Origin of the sequence: Streptomyces inusitatus, from assembly GCF_014651115.1 — a bacterium.
In the GTDB taxonomy this organism is placed as follows: Bacteria; Actinomycetota; Actinomycetes; order Streptomycetales; family Streptomycetaceae; genus Streptomyces; species Streptomyces amakusaensis.
In genome coordinates this window covers 91,934-109,777 of record NZ_BMWG01000010.1, presented here as the reverse complement: position 1 = coordinate 109,777, position 17,844 = coordinate 91,934, and the positions used below count along the sequence as shown (strand labels likewise).

Here is a 17,844-nt window from a genome sequence, read left to right as displayed (position 1 = left end):
CTCACCGGGGCAGCCCCTCCAGCCGGATCTCGCGCAGCAGGGCGATGCGGGAGTTCACACCGACCTTCCGGAACAGCTTCTTCAAGTGGTAGTTGACGGTGTGCGGGGAGATCTCCAGCCGTCGGCCGATCTGCTGATTGGTCAGCCCCTCGGCGACCAGCCGGACGATCTCGTACTCCTGGCCGTTGAGATCCGGCGGCCCGGCGGGCGCCGCCGGCCGGGCCCCGGGCAGGGGCTCCGGCCGGGCGGCGGCGGCCACCTGCCGGCGCAGCGCCTGCCGCAGCGTGGCCGGCACCGAATCGACGACGAGTCGCCACAGCAGCTCATTGGTGAAGCCGACCCGCGCGTTGTCGACGGTCAGCACCCCGGTGGTGAAGGTCCGGTCCAGGATCAGCAGCAGTGTGGACGGCGACATGTGCAGGATCGGGAGAAGGGCGTCGACCGTGCTCTCCCGGCCCAGCACGGCCGCCACCCGCAGGAGCTGGCGGCACTGGTCCGGGTACTCCTGGAGCATGGTCTGGAGGAGGACCCGCAAGCGCTGCGGAATGCGCTCCTCGACCAGCTCCGCCTCATGGACGCCCACCCGGATCGTCCGCTCCTCGCGCATTCCCTCGACCAGCTCCACCAGCAGCTTCGGGTGCCCGCCCGCGCGGTTCAGCACCCGGGCGAGCGGGGGAGCGGGGGGTACGCCCAGGATGTCGACGGCCACCTGGAGCGACGCGGGGGCGCGGAGCGCGTCGAGCGTGATCCGCTCGGTGTGACCGATGGAGCCGGCGAGCAGCGCGTCGATGCTTCGCGAACCCGTACCGCGCCGGCGTGCGACCAGCCAGACCACCTTGCTGCCGCGCTGGGCGTCCCGCCGGGCGAGCAGCGCGTCGCTCGCCCTCTCTCCCAGGAAGTGGGCGTCGTCGATCACGATCAGCCTGGGCCGGTCGGCCGCTTCGTCCCCCGTCGTACCGGACTCTCCGGGCGGCCCGGAGAGCGGGAACTGATGACGGATCACATAACCGAGCCGCTCCGCCGCAGTCACGCACTCGTCCAGGAACCTGGTCTTCCCGGAACCGGGCGGCCCCTCGACCACCACCAGGGCGCAGCCGCCCCCGACGCCGAACTCCAGTGCCCGGAGCACGCGCGCCAGCTCGTTCTCACGGCCGCGCAGCGGCAGCCGGAGCGGGAGCGGTGCGACGGGCATGGACAGGCCCTCCCTCGTGTCGGTCGCCGTCATTGGACCGCCCCCTTCCCGATCTGTTCCGCGGGCCGCCGCACCACCGGCGAACCCGGCTCGGCGTCACGGTGGAACCGGCTCAGCAGCGGTCCGGTCATCAGCGTGGTGACCACGGCCATCACGACCATGGCGGTGAACAGCCTGGTGTCCAGCGCGCCCAGACTCAGCCCCACATTGAGGACGATCAGCTCGGTCAGCCCCCGCGCGTTGAGCAGGATGCCCAGCACCATGGACTCGCGGCCACTCGCCCCGGTGAGCCGGGCCGCGCCCGCGGCCCCGAGGAATTTGCCCGCGCAGGCCACCGCGACCACCGCCAGCACCATGACGAAGCCCTGGCCGCCGAGGGTGGAGAGGTCCACCGAGAGCCCGGTCACGGTGAAGAAGACCGGGAGCAGCAGCAGACTGGTCTGGTCGATGCGCTCCGGCACCTCGGGCGCGGTCACATCGATGTGGCGGCGGGGCACGACGGTGCCGAACAGGAACGCGCCGAACACCGCGTGCAGCCCGATCTGGTCGGTGACCCACGCACTGGCCAGCAGGCCGGAGCAGAGCGTGACATGGACGATCATGCTGTTGCCCGCCCACCGCCGCTCCGGGGCCAGCAGCCAGGCCAGCGCCGGTCGTGCCACGTAGATCATCGCCAGTACGAACAGCAGCGCGCCGACGATGGTGCGCCCGAACGACCAGGCTCCGCCGGCGGTCACCATCGTGGCGACCACGGCGAGCACGCTCCAGGCGATCACATCCTGGATCGCGGCGCTGAGCAGGGCCACCGTGCCCACCCGGTGCTTCTGGAGGCCCCGTTCGATGATGATCCGGGCGAGGACCGGGAAGGCGGTGATGGACATCGCCGCGCCGAGGAAGAGCGCCGGGCCGAGCACGCCGTCCGTCCTCAGCTGGCTCTGGTCGAGCCAGGGGAACAGCAGCAGCGCGAGGGCGGCCCCCATCGCGAACGGCAGCGCCACCGAACTCAGCGACACCAGCGCGATGTGCCTCCCGACGCCTTTCACATGAGAGAGGCTCAGCTGATACCCGATGCCGAACATGAAGAGCACCAGGCCCAGTTGGGCGAGCACTTGGAGGTACGGCCGGGCCTCGGGAGGAAAGAGCAGCTCGGGCAGGTCGCCGGGGAGCAGCCCGAGCAGACTCGGCCCCAGGGCTATCCCGGCGACGATCTCGCCCATCACGGCGGGCTGCCTCACCCGTTTGGCCAGGGTGACGAAGAGGAGAGCGGTGAGCAGCAACAGGGCCAGGTCCACCAGGACGATTCCGGCCACGCTACCGCTCTCACCGGCGCTGAGGGCTGGGACATGCGTCGACACTTCTACTCCTACCTTCTCGAAAAGCCGGCACGGCCGAAGTCGTCTGGTCGGGGCGGCCGGGATCGAACCGACTGCGTCTCGCTCGGCGAGAAGGTGTGCCGCTCACACGCGCCCCGTCGAGGAGGGCGGTCAGAGCCCTCGCGTCAGCGCCTTCCGGTCGACCTTGCCGCTCGGGGTGAGCGGCAGGCCCGACGGCAGGCTCCGCACCGAGGACGGGATCATGTGGTCGGGCAGCCGGGCCGACAGGCTCCGCCGCACCGAGGCGGCCACCACCTCTGCGCCCCGCGCCGGAACGCAGAACGCCACCAGCTGCTTGACGCCCGCCGCGCCCTCCCGCACCACCACGGCCGTGTCGGCCACCTCCGGCAGGGCCCGCAGCCTCGCCTCGACCTCGCCGATCTCCACCCGATGGCCCCGGATCTTCACCTGGTCGTCCAGCCGCCCGAGGAACTGGAGGGTGCCGTCCGGCAGCGTCTCGACGAGATCGCCCGTCCGGTAGATCCGTCCTCCGCCGGCCACCCCCGCCACCGTCCGGAATTTCGCGGCGGTCGCCTCGGGCCTGCCCAGATAGCCCCGCGCGAGCACCGGGCCGCCGATGCACAGCTCGCCGGGGACGCCGGGCGGCCGCGGCCGCAGCCGCTCGTCCAGCACATATGCCTCGGCCCCGGTGATGGGACGGCCGATGCCGGGGCGGTCCGGCCACAGGCGCGGATCGCCGCCGAGTTCGAGAGAGGTCACCACATGGGTCTCCGACGGCCCGTACTGGTTCACCAGCACGGCGTCGTCCAAGTGCTCGAACAGGGCGCGCACCGCGGGGGTCACCTGGAGCTGTTCGCCGGCCGTGATGACCTCGCGGAGGGAGGCCGGCCACGCGCCGACCGCGCTCGCGTGCTCCGAGATCGCCTGCAACGCGACGAACGGCAGGAACATCCGCCGTACCGAGGCGTCGTTCATCAGCTCGATCAGGGTCTGGCAGCTCCGCCGTGCCGCGTCGTCGACCACCACCAGTGTTCCGCCGGACGCCCAGGTGCTGAACATCTCCTGGAAGGACACGTCGAAGCTCAGCGCGGAGAACTGGAGGGTGCGGTCGCCGGTGCCGCAGGGGGACTGCCCGCACTGCCAGTCGATGAGGTTGGCCAGCGGGCCGTGGGGCATGGCCACGCCCTTCGGTGTCCCGGTGGACCCGGAGGTGTAGATCACATAGGCGAGGGAGTTCCGTCCGAGCGGCGGTGCCGCCGCAGTACGGGGCGTGTTCCCGGCGGCCGACAGGGCGTCGTCGAGCACGGTGGCGCGGGTGCCGTCCGGCAGGGGAATCCGGCCGGCGAGCGTCCTGTCGGTCAGCAGGACCTCCGCGCCGCTGTCGCGCAGCATGTCGGCGAGGCGCGCGTCGGGGTAGGAGGGGTCGAGCGGCACATAGGCGCGGCCCGCCTTGAGCACGCCCAGCACCGCCACGGCGATGCCGAAGCCGCGGCCGAGGAAGACCCCGACCGGCCGGTCGGCGTCGCCCCCCGAGCGCAGGGCCAGGGCCAGCCGGTCCGAGTCGCGCCCCAACTCGCCGTACGAGAGCTTCTCGCCGCCGTGGACCACGGCGGGCAGATCGGGGTGGAGATCGCGCCTGGCCTCGAACAGTTCATGAGCGAACAGCGGTCTTCCGGTGGATTCCCGTGCATCGGTCAACGGTTGCTCCCTGGCTGGATCAGGTTCGGGATCGCGCCGGTTCGGTGATGACCGACTCGATCTTCGCGGCGAGGGGTTCGGCCCCGGCCGATTCCAGATACAGATGGCCGCCGGGGAAGGTGAGGGTGGTGAGCGGCTGTACGCTGCTCCACTGCCACGGGGCGGTGTGCTCGTCGCCGAACGCGTCCGCTCGCCCCCGGCAGACGACGACGCGGCTCTCGGTCACCGTCCTGGACCTGGTGCGGACGAACGAGTCGCAGATGTCGAAGTCGGCCCGCAGCAGGGAGACGGCGCGCGCGGCGATGTGCGGATCGCGGAGCGCACCGGCGTCCAGCGCGCCGTACCGCGCGGCACGGCGCAGCACCTCCTCGTCGGAGGCGGGAGTCTCGTCCTCGGCGAACAGCGGCGAGGCGAGCCGCGGGGCGAGATTGGCGGAGGCGAAGAGGACCCGGCAGCGCGGCCCGCCGCGCCGCTCCAGGGCCGCCGCCACACCGAGTCCGAGGTAGGCGCCCATGCTGTGGCCGAAGATCGACAGATCGGTTTCGGCACCCGCTTCACGGACCAGCAGGTCCGTCAGATCGCGCACCGCCTCGTCGGCGGTGTGCAGGGTGGGCTCGCGCCAGCGGCGGCCGCGGCCGGGAAGTTCGATCGCCACCGGCCTGATGTGGTCGGGCAGCAGCCGGATCAGACGGCGGAACACGGCCGCCGAACCGCCGGCATGGTGGAACAGGGCGAGCACGGCCATCGGTGCGCCTTCCGGGTCTGGGGGAGGGGCACCGGAGCGGCGTGACCGGTGACGGGGTTCGACCGGTCACGCGGCCCCGGGCGGACGGCGGCGCGGTCGTCAGCTGCCGGCGGGCCGTGTGAAATCCCACGGGGTGAACGTGTAGTCCCGCCGGCTCCGGTCGGTCAGCCGGTTGATGCCGTGCTCGTCCTTGCCCGAGACGAGCACGGAGGCGAAGTTGTCCAGCGGGATCTTGCCGCCGTACTCGGCGACGTCCTCGGAGTCCGGGTAGACCTTGACGCTGGTCGGGACGTACCGGGTCGCGAACCCCATGCGGTAGTCCTTCTTGCTGCCCGTGTGCGGCAGTGAGCCGTGCATCAGCGTCGACCAGAAGATGACGCACTCGCCCGGCTGCATGACCAGGGAGAAGGCCTGCGACTCGTCGGGACGCCAGTCGGGGTCCTTCTGGAGCTGGCGGTAGTCGTAGCCGAAGAAGCCGCGCTTGATGCTGTCCTTCTCCAGCTTGTTGATCGTTTCCGGGTTGTAGGACATGCCGAGGGACTCGTCGTAATTCATCACCCGGTGGGTGCCCGGCATGAGCTGGAGACAGCCGTTCTCCCTGGTGGAGTGGGTGAACGCGGTCCAGGCGGTGATCGTGCCGCCGAAGGCGGGCGCGTCGTTGACCGTGGGCCACTGGATCTGGGGACGGCCGCTGGCGTTGCCGAACGTCGACGCCTGGTGCCAGTCCGTCCCCTCGTCGCCCTGGTACTTCGGGAAGAACTCGGTGCGCCAGCAGAGCAGGTCCGGACCGAGGATGGAGGACACCCGCTCCGCGATGGCCCGGTTCATGATGTGCTCGCTGAGCAGATCGATGTCGAGGTGCCGGTCGTAGTTGGAGAGGTTGGTGACGGCGCCCAGCGAGTTCTCCGGATAGATCGCCAGGGAACGGTCCGGAATGGCCCGGCGTATCTCGTTCCAGCGCTTCTCCATGTCCTCCGGCTCATACACCTTGAGCGGCCCGATGAAACCCTGCTCCTTGAACTTGGCGAGCTCTTCGGGGGTCAGTCGGAAGTCGGAAATCTGATCACTCACGGCTACTCCAGCTTCTGGTTGGAATGGGCATGGTGAACGAGGTCGCGCGTTATGCGGCGGGCTGTCCGGTCATACGGGTGTGGAGTTCTGTGATGGTCTCGCCGATGGATTGTTCGAACAGGGTTCTGACGTCGAGTTCGTGCCCGAACCTCTGCTGAACACGCACATTGATGTTCATGGCGAGGAGTGAGTGGCCGCCCAGGTCCAGGAAGTTGTCGGCCAGGGACGCGTCCGGAGCCTCAAGGAATTCACCCACCCAGTCGACGAGCAGCTTCTGTAGTTCCTGGAGATCACCGGGGACAGAAACGGTCATTTCTTCCTTGCTCCTCTCATTGGGTCTCGTACGAGCATCCCGCGAGGATTGCCAAGTGAGCCGACCGGATATTCGCGGACGCCCTTTTGCGGCTCTGCGCACATACACACGGTGCCTTGCGAGTTCGACTCTATAGCGGTTGTCGCGATGAGTGGTAATGCCAATCGCTTGGGGGGTATGCGCCAAGAACATGCGTCTCTCCCGCCCCTCACGGGTCACCCGACACAACAGACGCCGCCGTGCGCCCGACCACGTGTGAGTGGTGGGGCGCACGGCGGCGCCTGTTGTGGGGCGGGTCAGCGAGCGGGCGAGAACTTCACGATCCAGTCGGAGTCGCGGAAGTGAGTGGACACCCCGTTCCCCACCTGGGTCTTGTCGGGCGGTCCGGAGCTGGGGAACAGCGACGGCGCGACGCCGCGCCCCAGCTTCTCCTTCCAGGCGACCGCCCACTTCTCAAGCTTCGGGAACGCCTCCCGAACCGCCGTCCGGTTGACGAAGTGGTACTTCTGGTGAATGAAACCCTTCCGGATGTCTTCATCCGAAAGCTTTCCCGCGTCCTTCAGCTCGTCCCATTTCTGCCGGGCCTCGGCCACCATCACATCGGACGCGATGTGGAAGTCGCCGTCGCTGGGTCCCACCGGCAGTCCCTTCTCGTCGAGCGCCCCCAGCTTGTACAGCGTTTCGAACGGCCGTCGGGCCGGGCGCTCGTCGGGGGGTGTGGAGCCCATCCATGTCCGGAGCCTCTCCAGCGCGGCGGGCTGTCCCGCCAGCTCCGCTTCGGTCGGGAAGTTCTTGTGGCGGCCCGAGAAGAAGAACGCCCAGGATCCCTGGAGCCGTACGTCGTAGTCCTGGGGGCGCTCGCAGGCCGAGCACAGGGCCTTGAACAGGTCCGAGGACATGTCCTTGAACTGCCGCGGATTCGTGCCCAGCGGGGCCTGATAACGACGCCACCACTCGACCTGCTGCCAGGTCAGCCCGAGGAATGCCAGATCCCGGGGCCGGATCGCATATCCCGTGTCGTCGTGCGGCCACCCCCGGAGCCCCAGGCGCTGACTTCCCGTGACCCTGCCGTCGGCGTCGATGAGCCCCTTGGTCTCGGCGTCCTGACGCCTCTTCGCGAAGGCGGCGTCCTGGTCGGCCGGCGCGATCGCCCGGACGGTCCGTCCGGCGACGCTCCCGCCGGCCGACGAGGGGGGCGCCGCCGCGGTCGGAGCGACCGAGGGACCCAGGAGAACGAGAGCGGCGGCGGCGAGCACTCCCAGTCTTTGACGCTGACGTGACACCCTTTACCTCCAGCGGAACTGCCTCGTGGCCCGCGCTGCTCGCGGGCCACCCGCCGGGTCAACGTCCGCCCCGCCGCGCAGGACACGGTCCTGGCCGGGGGAGCGCAGGGGACTCAGGGAGCGCAGACGACGCGCATGCACTGGCCGCTCTGGGCGTTGTTGCCGGCCCGGTTGCCCCCGCCGTCGATGTTGCCCGGGTCGGCGTAGATGCCCCAGCTCTTGTTGTCGCGGGCGGTGTTGCCCTGGAGGGTGTGGGCGGCCTTGGAGACGAAGATGCCGTCGCCCTTGTTGGCGTTGGCGGTGTTGCCGATCAGCTGATTGCCGGTCCCGGGGGCCGCGTCCCCGGTGATCTGGATGCCCCGTGAGTTGTTCTGACTGGCCTGGTTGTTCTGTAAATTATTGTTGAGGGAGAGCCCCAGGCTGATTCCGGTTCCGGTGGTGTTGCTCGCGATATTGGAATGGACCACATTGTGGTGGGAGGAACTCAGCTCGATACCGCCGGTGTTTCTGCTGACGTCGTTGCCGGTGATGGTGTTGGAGTGCGACGCCTGGAGGGCGATTCCGCTGTCGCCGCTGCCCTGGAGCGTGTTGGAGAGCAGCCGGTTCCCGGTGGAGTCGGAGACGGTCAGCCCGGCGTCCGCGCTCTGGGCGGACGAGTTGCCCTGGACGAGATTGGTGTTGGAGCCGAGCCGCAGGACGATCGCGCCGTCGCTGCTGTTGGCGATGGTGTTGGTCAGCAGAGTGCTGTCGCTGGAGCCCTCCAGGACCAGGCCCGCGCCCCCGCTGCCGGTGATCCGATTGCCTTCGACGCGGTTTCCGGCGGATCTCTGGACGAAGACGCCCCCGCCCTGGTTGCCGGTGATCGTGTTGTCGAGGACCGTATTGCCGCCCGATCCGCCGGTGATCGTGACACCTCTGTGCGACTGCCGGTCGATGAGGTTGCCGCGCACCCGGTTCCCGCTGTGGGCGCTGTTGAGTTCTACGCCGGAGAATTCATTGAGCTGGACGGTAAGTTTTTCGACGGTATTTCCGGCCGTGCCGGTGTTGAGCCGCACTCCGTGGTCGAATTGCTGCACGAGCGCCTGAGCGCTGCCGCTGTTGGTGACGGTGACGTTCGCGAACCCGTCGTTGCGGATCCCGGATCCCAGGCCGACTCCGTCGACGGTGCGTCCATTGAGGTCGATGGTGATGCCGCCGGCCCCGACGACCAGACCGTCGCCGGGGCAGTTGAGCAGGTCGGCGGCGAGGACGACGCTGGTCGTGACCGTCTGGCCGCAGGAGAGCGGCGCGGCGTGCGCCGCCGTCGCGGGCACGGTGCCCAGCAGCGCGGCCGCTCCCGCCACCGCGAACCACCTTGAACGGATCATGTCAAGTCTCCTTCTGGAGTGGATTCGCCCACCGGCCTCACGGGCCGGGCACGGACCCTTGAGAGCTGTGCGACGGGACGGATGATCCGACCCGCCTTCAGCCCAGGGTTGAGCGAAAACCTTCCGAAGGCCATAAGCGCGCGAAGAAATGACCTGAGGTCGTGTCTTCGAAGACGCTCTCCAGGGAGCGTCTTCAAGCGGTCGCCCTGTCCAGCCGGGCGCGGAGCGCGGACAGCCGGGCCCGGATCCGCTGTGGAGGAGTGGGCGGCAGCGCGCGGGCCGAGCCGCGCGCGTAGTACCGCTCGACATAGAACTGCCCCGTGCTGAGCACGGTCGTGACGGCGATGTACCAGAGGGTCGCGACCATCAGCAGCGGGATGACCTGGTAGGTCTGGTTGTAGACCAACTGCACCGAGTACAGCAGGTCGTGCACGGCCAGCACGCTGACGATGCTGGTGCCCTTCAGGGTGCCGATCAGCATGTTCCCGGCGGTCGGCACGATGGAGCGCATAGCCTGCGGGATGACGATCCGGTGCAGGGTGCGCCGTCTGCCGATGCCCAGGGCCTGGGCGGCCTCCGTCTGGCCGGATTCCACGGAGAGGATGCCGCCGCGCACCACCTCGGCGGCGTAGGCGGCCTCGTGCAGGGTCAGACCGATGACGGCGGTGAGGGTGGGGCCGAGCAGATTGACCGTCGTGACGGTGAGGAACTGGGGCCCGAAGGGGACGCCGATGCCGAGCGTCGGGTAGAGCGCGCCGATGTTGAACCAGAACAGCAGCTGCACCAGCAGCGGGGTGGACCGGAAGATCCATACGTAGCCCCAGCTCAGCGTGCGCAGCACGGGGTTGGCGGAGAGCCGCATCACGGCCAGCGGAATGCCGATCAGGAAGCCGAGCACCATCACCGCACCGGTCAGCCACAGGGTGAGCAGCAGCCCGTCGAGCACGGCGGTCGTGGTGAAGTACCGGCCGACCACACTCCACTGGAAGGCGGGGTTGCGGACGACGGAGTTGACCGCCATCGCGAAGACCAGCAGCGCGACGGCGGCCGTCAGCCAGCGGCCGACATGCCGGCGCGGCACGATCCGGGGCGGATCCCCCTCGGGGAACGGGCGGCCGGGGGCTCCGGGGGCTCCGGGCTGCTTCGGGAGCGGGACGGAAACGGAATCTGAAACGGAATCGGAAGCAGAAACGGAGGCGGTGATTCGTGAGGGATCGGTGGTGTCGGACGGCGAGACCATCAGGAGGCTCCAGGGGAGGGGCGCCCGCGGGCGACGGCGGCCACCCGGCGGCGCACATTCGTGAAATGCCGCGCGGACACGGCGCGGTGCAAGGGGGCATGACTGGTCCGGCGTCATCGTGATCACCGCGTCCCTCAACGCGGCCGGTGCGGCTGCCGCGCACGGCGGAGCCCGTCCGGTCTCGATCGTATGCGCCCGACGCACACAGGTGTCAACCGCACGGAGAAACCTCTCAACGTCGGCGTATTACCCGGGACATGGTTGACGAGAAGCGAGATGTACTGCTCAATTAGTTGCATGATTGCCGAGCAGCGCCTGGTCACCCGTGATCACATCGACTTCGGTCGGGTGTGGTCCGCGGCGTGTTGCGCCTGACGCGGCAGTAGGCCCTTCGACCGGCCCTTCCCTCCTTCGGCGAACCCGTCGCGGGCCGGATCCCGCCTTCGCGGCACCTTCGCGCGCATGCGCCGAGCACGCGCCGAGTCCGTTGCGACAAGGGTCCCGCGAGCTCTGATCCGCGCCGCCGCCCCATCGCGCCCGAGGCCCGTGCCCCGGCGTCATCACACCCCGCTCACCATTCGGTTCCCAGCCCCCTGAAGCGCTGTCGCACCCGGCCGCGCCGAGGGCTGCTCCGCCGCGCCCGAGCGCTGCCCGCAGCGCGGCGGACCAGAGGATTTGAGAGAAGGCGATCTCCCGTGCCCGTGGAGTTCCTTGGCGTCGCCGCCGCCGGCGACGGCTCCGAAACGCGCCCGCGCCCCGACACCTCCGTACGAGTGCGCCGCAGAACGGGGCGGCGCGTCGCCGCCGCCCTCGCGCTGCTGCCCGTACTCGCGCTGACCGCCTGCGGCTCCGGAGACGCCCCCGGGGCCGAGCAGGCGGGCGGCCGGTCGGCCGACGACCCGGTCGCCGGCGTACGCGAGGTGGAATCCGTCGCGGCCCTGCTGCCCGCCGAGGTCCGCGAGGCGGGCACCCTGCGGATCGGCAGCTCCGTCGGAACCCCGCCCGGCGCCTACTACCCGAACGGCTCGGACAAGCCGCCCGAGGGCCAGGACATCGACATCGCGGACGCGGCGGCCAAGGTCCTCGGCGTACGGCTGGAGCGGCAGGACGCCTCCTTCGAGACGATCCTCCCCGCCCTCGGCAGCGGCAAGTACGACCTGGGCACCGGAAACTTCGGCGTCACCACCGAACGCCTGAAGACGATCGACTTCGTCACCTACATCAACGACGGCCAGGGCTTCGCGGTGAAGAAGGGCGGCACCGCGCTCACGAAGAAAGTCACCGACCTCACCCGGCTCTGCGGACTGACCATCGGCACCGGGGCAGGCACCACCTTCGAGGCGACCCTCACCGCACGGAAGGACGTGTGCGCCAAGGCGGGGAAGAAACCGTACGACGTGAAGGTCTACTCCGAGAACGGGGCCACCCTCACCGCGCTCCAGCAGGGCCGGATCGATGTGATCATGTCGACCATCAACGGCCTGCGCCACCAGGCGGCACAGCCCGCCTCGCGGACCACCTTCCTCGGCGAGTACCACCGCCTCGACGTCGGCTTCGCCTTCAAGAAGGGCTCCCCCCTCACCGAGGCGTTCCAGGCCGCCGTCAACGAGCTGATCCGCAACGGCACATACGCCCGGATCCTCAAGAAGTGGGGCACCTCCGCCTCCGCGACCGACACCTCGCGCATCAACCCGCCCGAGCACACGTGACGACTGAGCGCAGAGCCCTCAAGATCGTTCCCGCCCGCCACTACACCCGCTGGGCCGCGGCCGTCGCCGTGACCGTGCTGGTCGCCCAGTTCGCGCACGGGCTGGTCACCAACCCGGTCTGGGAGTGGGGCGTCTTCAGCGAGTACGTCCTGTCCGAAACGATCGTGGACGCGGTGTGGGTGACCCTCCAGCTCACCTCCTACGCCACCGTGCTGGGCTTCGTCCTGGGCACCGTCCTGGCCTTCATGCGGCTGTCTCGCAGCCCGCTGCTCCAGACCGTCGCCTGGACCTACATCTGGATCTTCCGGTCCATTCCGATGATCGTCCAGCTGGTGTTCTGGTTCAACCTCAGCGCCCTGTACGAGAGGCTGGGCGTCGGCATCCCGTTCGGCCCGGTGTTCTGGTCCGTCGACAGCAACAGCCTGATCGGCACCATGGGCGCCGCCATCATCGGGCTGACGCTGCACCAGGCCGCCTACGCCGCCGAGATCGTCCGGGGCGGCGTCGTCGCCGTCGACCACGGACAGCTGGAGGCCGCCGCGGCGCTGGGCATCCCCCGGCTGCGGCAGATCCGCCGGATCGTACTGCCGCAGGCCATGCGCGCCATCCTGCCCACCGCGGGCAACGAGATCATCGGCCTGCTCAAGGGCACCTCGGTGGTCTATGTGATGGCCATCGGCGAGCTGTTCTACCAAGTGCAGGTCATCTACGGCCGCAACGGCCGGGTGATCCCGCTGCTCCTGGTCGCCACCGCCTGGTACGTGGTCCTCACCTCCCTGCTGTCGATCGCCCAGTACTACGTGGAGCGGTACTTCGCCCGGGGGGCGAACCGCACCCCGCCGCCCACCCCGATCCAGCGCGCCCGCCGCTTCGTACGCACCCTGCGCACCGCGGCCTCCCGGCGCGACCAGCCCGTCATCCCCCCAAAGAGAATGGGAGACAGCCGATGAGCGACCCGGCGCCGGCCGCCGACGGCGAGGTGATGGTGGACGTCCACGGCGTGCACAAGAGCTTCGGCGCCCTGGAAGTGCTGCGCGGCGTCGATCTGCGGGTCCGCACCGGCGAGGTCACCGTGATCCTCGGCCCGTCCGGCTCCGGGAAATCCACGCTGCTGCGCACCATCAACCACCTGGAGAAGGTCAACCGGGGCTGGATCAGCATCGACGGCGAACTCATCGGCTACCGCCGCTCCGGCGACAAGCTGCACGAACTGAAGGAGAAGGACGTACTGAGACAGCGGACCCACATCGGGTTCGTCTTCCAGAACTTCAACCTCTTCCCGCATCTGACCGTGCTGGAGAACCTCGTCGAGGCCCCCGTCTCCGCGCTGCGCCGCCGCCGCAAGGAGGCGGAGGAGACCGCCCGCCGACTGCTGGAGCGGGTCGGGCTCGCCGACAAGACCGACGTCTATCCACGACAGCTCTCCGGGGGCCAGCAGCAGCGCGTGGCCATCGCCCGCGCACTCGCCCTCGAACCGAAGGTGCTGCTGTTCGACGAGCCCACCTCGGCGCTCGACCCGGAACTGGTCGGCGAAGTCCTCGACGTCATCAAGGACTTGGCCCACACCGGAACCACCATGATCGTCGTGACCCATGAGATCGGCTTCGCCCGCGAGGTCGCCGACACCGTGGTGTTCATGGACGGCGGTCTCGTCGTGGAGCAGGGCCCGCCCGCGGCCGTACTGGACGATCCGCGGCACGAACGCACCCGCGCCTTCCTCTCCAAAGCCCTCTGACCGACACCCTCCCCTCTCCACAGGCAAGGAGCGCGACCATGCCCGCCTCGACCGTCCGCCACACCACCACAGCCGTGCTGGCACTGACCGCCGCCCTCGTCCTCGCCGCGTGCGGCAACCCCTCCGACGACGGCGGCGGCACGACCGAAGCGGAGTCCACCAGGGGCACCGGCACCAGGATCAATACGAGTCCCGACCAGAACCGCGTCACCACCGGCAAGGTCGACTCCATCGCCGCCAAGCTCCCCGAGAGGATCCGCGAGAGAGGCACCCTGGAAGTCATCGTCTCCTCCGGCTCCAACGCCCCCCTGATCTTCCACGCCAGCGACAACAAGACCGTCATCGGATCCGAGCCCGACATCGCCCATCTGGTCGCCGATGTGCTCGGTCTCGAACCGCGTCTGAACCAGGCCTCCTGGGAGAACATGTTCGTCGGCCTCGACAGCGCCAAGTACGACGTCGGCTTCAGCAACATCACCGACACCGAGGAGCGCAAGGAGAAGTACGACTTCGCCACCTACCGCAAGGACAACCTGGGCTTCGCGGCGAAGAAGGGCAGCGGACTGAAGGTCACCGGGCCCAAGGACGTGGCCGGCCGGACCGTCGCCGTGAGCAGCGGGACCAACCAGGAGAAGCTGCTGGTCGAGTGGAGCGCGGAGGCCGTGAAGGCCGGTCTGAAGCCAGTGGACATCAAGTACTACCAGAGCGAGAGCGACACCTATCTCGCCCTCCAGTCCGGTCGCATCGAACTCTTCGTCGGTCCCCACCCGAGCGCCGTCCACCAGGCGGCCGCCACGGGGAAGAGCGAGGTCGTCGGCACCTACTCCGGGGGCGGCGCCACCCTCCAGGGCCTCATCGGGGCCACCACCAAGAAGGAAAGCGGCCTGGTCGAGCCGCTCGCCGACGCGCTCAACGAGATCATCCGCAACGGCGCGTACGCCAAGGTGCTCAAGCGCTGGGGCCTGCCCGACGAGGCCGTGTCCAAGTCCGAGATCAACCCGCCCGGACTGCCCAAGGGCGGCCAGTAGCACCCGTCCGGGTACACGGGAGACCGCTTCGCCGGCGGTCTCGCACCCGTGACCCCCGCCCCACCCCCATGCTCCCTAAGGATCCCCATGGCCACCGTCCTGTCCGTCTCCGGAAGTCCCTCCGCCGACTCCCGCACCGCCCGTCTGCTGCGCCATCTGGACCGCCGGCTCACGGCCCAGGGACACGAGGTGATCCCCCTGGACGTCCGCACCGTCCCCGCCGAGGCGCTGCTCGGCGCCGACTTCCGGCACCCGGCGATCGTCCGGGCGACCGAGCTGTTCGACCGCGCCGAGGGAGTCGTCATCGGCACCCCCATCTACAAGGCCGCCTACTCGGGGGTGCTCAAGTCGCTGCTGGACCTGTTGCCGCAGTACGCCCTGGCGGGGAAGACGGTCCTGCCGCTGGCGACCGGCGGGACCCAGGCGCACGTCCTGGCGATCGACTACGCCCTGCGCCCGGTGCTCAGCTCCATGGGCGCGGGGCACATCGTCCCGGGCTGGTTCACGCTCGACAAGGACATCGCGGTGGGCGACGACGGCACCGTGACCGTCGCCCGGGGCGCGGCCGAGGCCCTCGAACAGGTCGTCGACCGGTTCTCCGCCGCCCTCGGCAGCCGTACGGCCCGGCTCGCGGCCGCCGGATGAGCGCCGCGGCCGTCGCCCCGGCCGCCGCCGACGACCGCGCACGAGCGAGCGAAGACGATCGAAAGGCGTGAGTCTCCATGAGTCTCACCTTCCACTGGTTCCTGCCCACCAACGGCGACAGCCGCCATGTCGTCGGGGGCGGCCACGGCACCCCGGTCACCGCCACCGGCGGTGACCGGCCGCCGAGCGTCGGATACCTCACCCAGATCGCCCGCGCCGCCGAGGACCTCGGCTTCACCGGCGTACTGACCCCCACCGGCGCCTGGTGCGAGGACGCCTGGCTGACCACCGCCATGGTCAGCCAGCACACCGAACGGCTGAAGTTCCTCGTCGCCCTCAGACCCGGCTTCCTCTCGCCCACCCTGGCCGCCCAGATGGCGTCCACCTTCCAGCGCCAGACCGACGGCCGGCTGCTGCTCAACGTCGTCACGGGCGGGGAGAGCCCCGAACAGCGCACCCACGGCGACTTCCTCGACAAGGACGGCCGGTACGCCCGCACGGGCGAGTTCCTCCACATCGTCCGCGCGCTGTGGGACGGCGGGACCGTGGATCTGGCGGGCGAGCACCTCCGCGTCGAGGGCGCGCGGCTCACCCGGGTGCCCGACCCCGTGCCGGAGATCTACTTCGGCGGCTCCTCGCCCGCCGCGGTAAAGGTCGCCGCCCGCCACGCGGACGTCTACCTCACCTGGGGCGAGCCGCCCGCCGCCGTGGCCGGGAAGATCGCCCGGATCCGGACGCTGACGGAGAAGGAGGGCCGGAGCATCCGCTTCGGCATCCGCCTCCATGTCATCACCCGCGACACCTCCGCACAGGCCTGGGCCGAGGCCCGGCGGCTGCTCGACGGCTTCGACCCCGCGACCGTCGCCGCCGTACAGGCCGGGCTGGCCCGCAGTGAGTCCGAGGGCCAGAAACGCATGCTCGCCCTGCACGGCGGCGGCCGGGAAGGGCTGGAGATCCACCCGAATCTGTGGGCCGGCATCGGCCTGGTGCGCGGCGGGGCCGGCACGGCACTGGTCGGCAGCCACACCGAGGTCGCCGAACGGATCACCGAGTACCACCGGCTCGGCATCGACGAGTTCGTGCTCTCCGGCTACCCGCACCTGGAGGAGGCCTACTGGTTCGGCGAGAACGTCCTGCCGCGCCTGGCCGCCAGAACCTCATAGCGGTCCCCGACCCGCCGCCGGGCCTCCTCGTACTCCGTACGCACCAGGGCCCGCGATCACATACGACGACCGACCAGGAAGGCACCCACCCCGTGTCCGCACTACCCCCTCTTCACCTCGCCGTGGCGCTGGACGGCGCCGGCTGGCACCCGGCCGCGTGGCGCGAGCCGGCCGCCCGGCCGGGCGAACTGTTCACCGCCCGCCACTGGGCCGGCCTTGTGGCCGAGGCCGAACGCGGCCTGCTCGACTTCGTCACCATCGAGGACTCCCTCGGACCGCAGTCCTCGCACCCCACGGAGCCCGACGACCGCACCGACCAGGTGCGCGGACGGCTGGACGCGGTGCTCGTCGCCGCCCGTGTCGCACCGCTGACCCGGAACATCGGGCTGGTGCCGACCGCGGTCGTCACCCACACCGAGCCCTTCCACCTCTCCAAGGCGATCGCCACCCTGGACTACGTCAGCACCGGCCGCGCGGGACTGCGGATCCAGGTGACGCCGAGGCCCAACGAGGCCGCGCACTTCGGCCGCCGTACGATCCCGGCCCTCGGCGCGGAGGACGTCGGGGACGCCGAGGAGTGGGACACCCCCGCCGCGCGGGAACTGGTGGACCGGCTCTTCGGAGAGGCCCGCGACTACGTCGAGGTGGTGCGGCGGCTCTGGGACAGCTGGGAGGACGACGCGGAGATCCGCGACGCCGCCACCGAGCGCTTCATCGACCGCGGCAAACTGCACTACATCGACTTCGAGGGCCCCCACTTCAGCGTCAAGGGCCCTTCCATCACCCCCCGCCCGCCCCAGGGACAGCCCGTCGTCACCGCGCTCGCGCACCAGAGCGTCCCGTACCGACTGGTCGGCGGCTCCGCCGACATCGGCTACATCACCCCGTACGACAACGACCAGGCCCGCGCCGCCGTCGCCGAGATCCGTGCCGCCCAGGACGCGGCGGGACGGGTATCGGAGCCGCTGCACATCTTCGGCGACCTGGTGGTCTTCCTGGACGGCGACCGCGCGGCCGCCGAGGACCGCAAGGCACGGCTGGACGGCCTCGCGGGCGAGGTCTGGAGCAGCGACGCCCAGGTGTTCACGGGGACGCCCGCGGAACTCGCGGATCTGCTGCTGGAGCGGCGCGAGGCCGGTCTGAGCGGCTTCCGGCTGCGCCCCGGGGTGATCGGACACGACCTGGAGGGGATCACCCGGGGGCTCGTGCCCGAACTGCGCCGCCGAGACGCCTTCCGGCACGCCTACGAGGCGGACACCCTGCGCGGGCTGCTCGGACTCGCCCGCCCCGCCAACCGCTACACCGCTGTCTGAAGCGGGAG

The 17,844-nt window shown here is 70.0% G+C and carries 16 protein-coding genes and 1 tRNA gene; 7 read left to right on the top strand and 10 right to left on the bottom strand.

Going from position 1 to position 17,844, the window contains the following annotated elements; genetic code table 11:
- Window position 1 precedes the first annotated feature (1 nt).
- The 10 genes from IE247_RS17610 to IE247_RS17565 all read right to left on the bottom strand — a co-directional run bounded on the left by IE247_RS17610 (window position 2) and on the right by IE247_RS17565 (window position 10,243).
- Window positions 2-1,225: a helix-turn-helix transcriptional regulator gene (locus tag IE247_RS17610; RefSeq protein WP_190124095.1), complete on the bottom strand. Its 1,224-nt coding sequence runs from the start codon at window positions 1,223-1,225 to the stop codon at window positions 2-4.
- Window positions 1,222-2,547 carry a cation:proton antiporter gene (locus IE247_RS17605; RefSeq protein WP_190124094.1) on the bottom strand — a complete coding sequence of 442 codons (1,326 nt, stop codon included), beginning with the start codon at window positions 2,545-2,547 and terminating at the stop codon, window positions 1,222-1,224. The genes IE247_RS17610 and IE247_RS17605 overlap by 4 nt, the downstream gene beginning before the upstream one ends.
- A 44-nt stretch (window positions 2,548-2,591) precedes the next feature.
- A tRNA-Ala gene (locus IE247_RS17600) sits at window positions 2,592-2,663 on the bottom strand.
- Window positions 2,664-2,676: 13 nt separating this feature from the next.
- Complete coding sequence (locus tag IE247_RS17595) at window positions 2,677-4,224, bottom strand: amino acid adenylation domain-containing protein (protein WP_190124093.1); 1,548 nt, start codon at window positions 4,222-4,224, stop codon at window positions 2,677-2,679.
- Window positions 4,225-4,243: 19 nt separating this feature from the next.
- A complete protein-coding gene (locus tag IE247_RS17590; protein ID WP_190124092.1) occupies window positions 4,244-4,969 on the bottom strand; it encodes a thioesterase II family protein in 726 nt (241 codons plus the stop codon).
- Window positions 4,970-5,068: 99 nt separating this feature from the next.
- On the bottom strand, window positions 5,069-6,040 hold the full coding sequence (locus IE247_RS17585) for a chlorinating enzyme (RefSeq protein WP_229869180.1): 972 nt from the start codon (window positions 6,038-6,040) through the stop codon (window positions 5,069-5,071).
- Between the two features lie 49 nt (window positions 6,041-6,089).
- A complete protein-coding gene (locus IE247_RS17580; protein WP_190124091.1) occupies window positions 6,090-6,353 on the bottom strand; it encodes a phosphopantetheine-binding protein in 264 nt (87 codons plus the stop codon).
- Between the two features lie 296 nt (window positions 6,354-6,649).
- The gene (locus IE247_RS17575; protein WP_190124090.1) at window positions 6,650-7,636 is read right to left on the bottom strand and encodes a hypothetical protein; all 987 of its coding nucleotides are present in this window, start codon (window positions 7,634-7,636) and stop codon (window positions 6,650-6,652) included.
- 113 nt (window positions 7,637-7,749) lie between these two features.
- A complete protein-coding gene (locus tag IE247_RS17570) occupies window positions 7,750-9,003 on the bottom strand; it encodes a right-handed parallel beta-helix repeat-containing protein (RefSeq protein ID WP_190124089.1) in 1,254 nt (417 codons plus the stop codon).
- A gap of 193 nt (window positions 9,004-9,196) precedes the next feature.
- A complete protein-coding gene (locus tag IE247_RS17565; RefSeq protein WP_190124088.1) occupies window positions 9,197-10,243 on the bottom strand; it encodes an amino acid ABC transporter permease in 1,047 nt (348 codons plus the stop codon).
- A 773-nt stretch (window positions 10,244-11,016) separates the two neighbouring features.
- Here IE247_RS17565 and IE247_RS17560 point away from each other — a divergent pair.
- The 7 genes from IE247_RS17560 (at window position 11,017) to IE247_RS17530 (ending at window position 17,836) form a co-directional block, all read left to right on the top strand.
- Entirely contained in the window at window positions 11,017-11,952 is a 936-nt protein-coding gene (locus IE247_RS17560; RefSeq protein WP_190124174.1) for an ABC transporter substrate-binding protein, read from the top strand.
- A complete protein-coding gene (locus IE247_RS17555) occupies window positions 11,949-12,902 on the top strand; it encodes an amino acid ABC transporter permease (protein WP_190124087.1) in 954 nt (317 codons plus the stop codon). Before IE247_RS17560 ends, IE247_RS17555 begins: the two co-directional genes overlap by 4 nt.
- Window positions 12,899-13,687, top strand: a complete 789-nt coding sequence (locus IE247_RS17550; protein WP_308433243.1) for an amino acid ABC transporter ATP-binding protein — start codon at window positions 12,899-12,901, stop codon at window positions 13,685-13,687. The genes IE247_RS17555 and IE247_RS17550 overlap by 4 nt, the downstream gene beginning before the upstream one ends.
- Window positions 13,688-13,725: 38 nt before the next feature.
- The gene (locus tag IE247_RS17545) at window positions 13,726-14,715 is read left to right on the top strand and encodes an ABC transporter substrate-binding protein (RefSeq protein ID WP_190124086.1); all 990 of its coding nucleotides are present in this window, start codon (window positions 13,726-13,728) and stop codon (window positions 14,713-14,715) included.
- 87 nt (window positions 14,716-14,802) lie between these two features.
- Window positions 14,803-15,360 (top strand): NADPH-dependent FMN reductase, encoded by a 558-nt coding sequence (gene ssuE, locus IE247_RS17540; protein WP_190124085.1) that lies wholly within the window; start codon window positions 14,803-14,805, stop codon window positions 15,358-15,360.
- Window positions 15,361-15,437: 77 nt separating this feature from the next.
- On the top strand, window positions 15,438-16,523 hold the full coding sequence (locus IE247_RS17535) for an LLM class flavin-dependent oxidoreductase (protein WP_190124084.1): 1,086 nt from the start codon (window positions 15,438-15,440) through the stop codon (window positions 16,521-16,523).
- 92 nt (window positions 16,524-16,615) lie between these two features.
- Window positions 16,616-17,836 (top strand): LLM class flavin-dependent oxidoreductase, encoded by a 1,221-nt coding sequence (locus IE247_RS17530; RefSeq protein WP_190124083.1) that lies wholly within the window; start codon window positions 16,616-16,618, stop codon window positions 17,834-17,836.
- The last annotated feature ends 8 nt before the right edge of the window (window positions 17,837-17,844 follow it).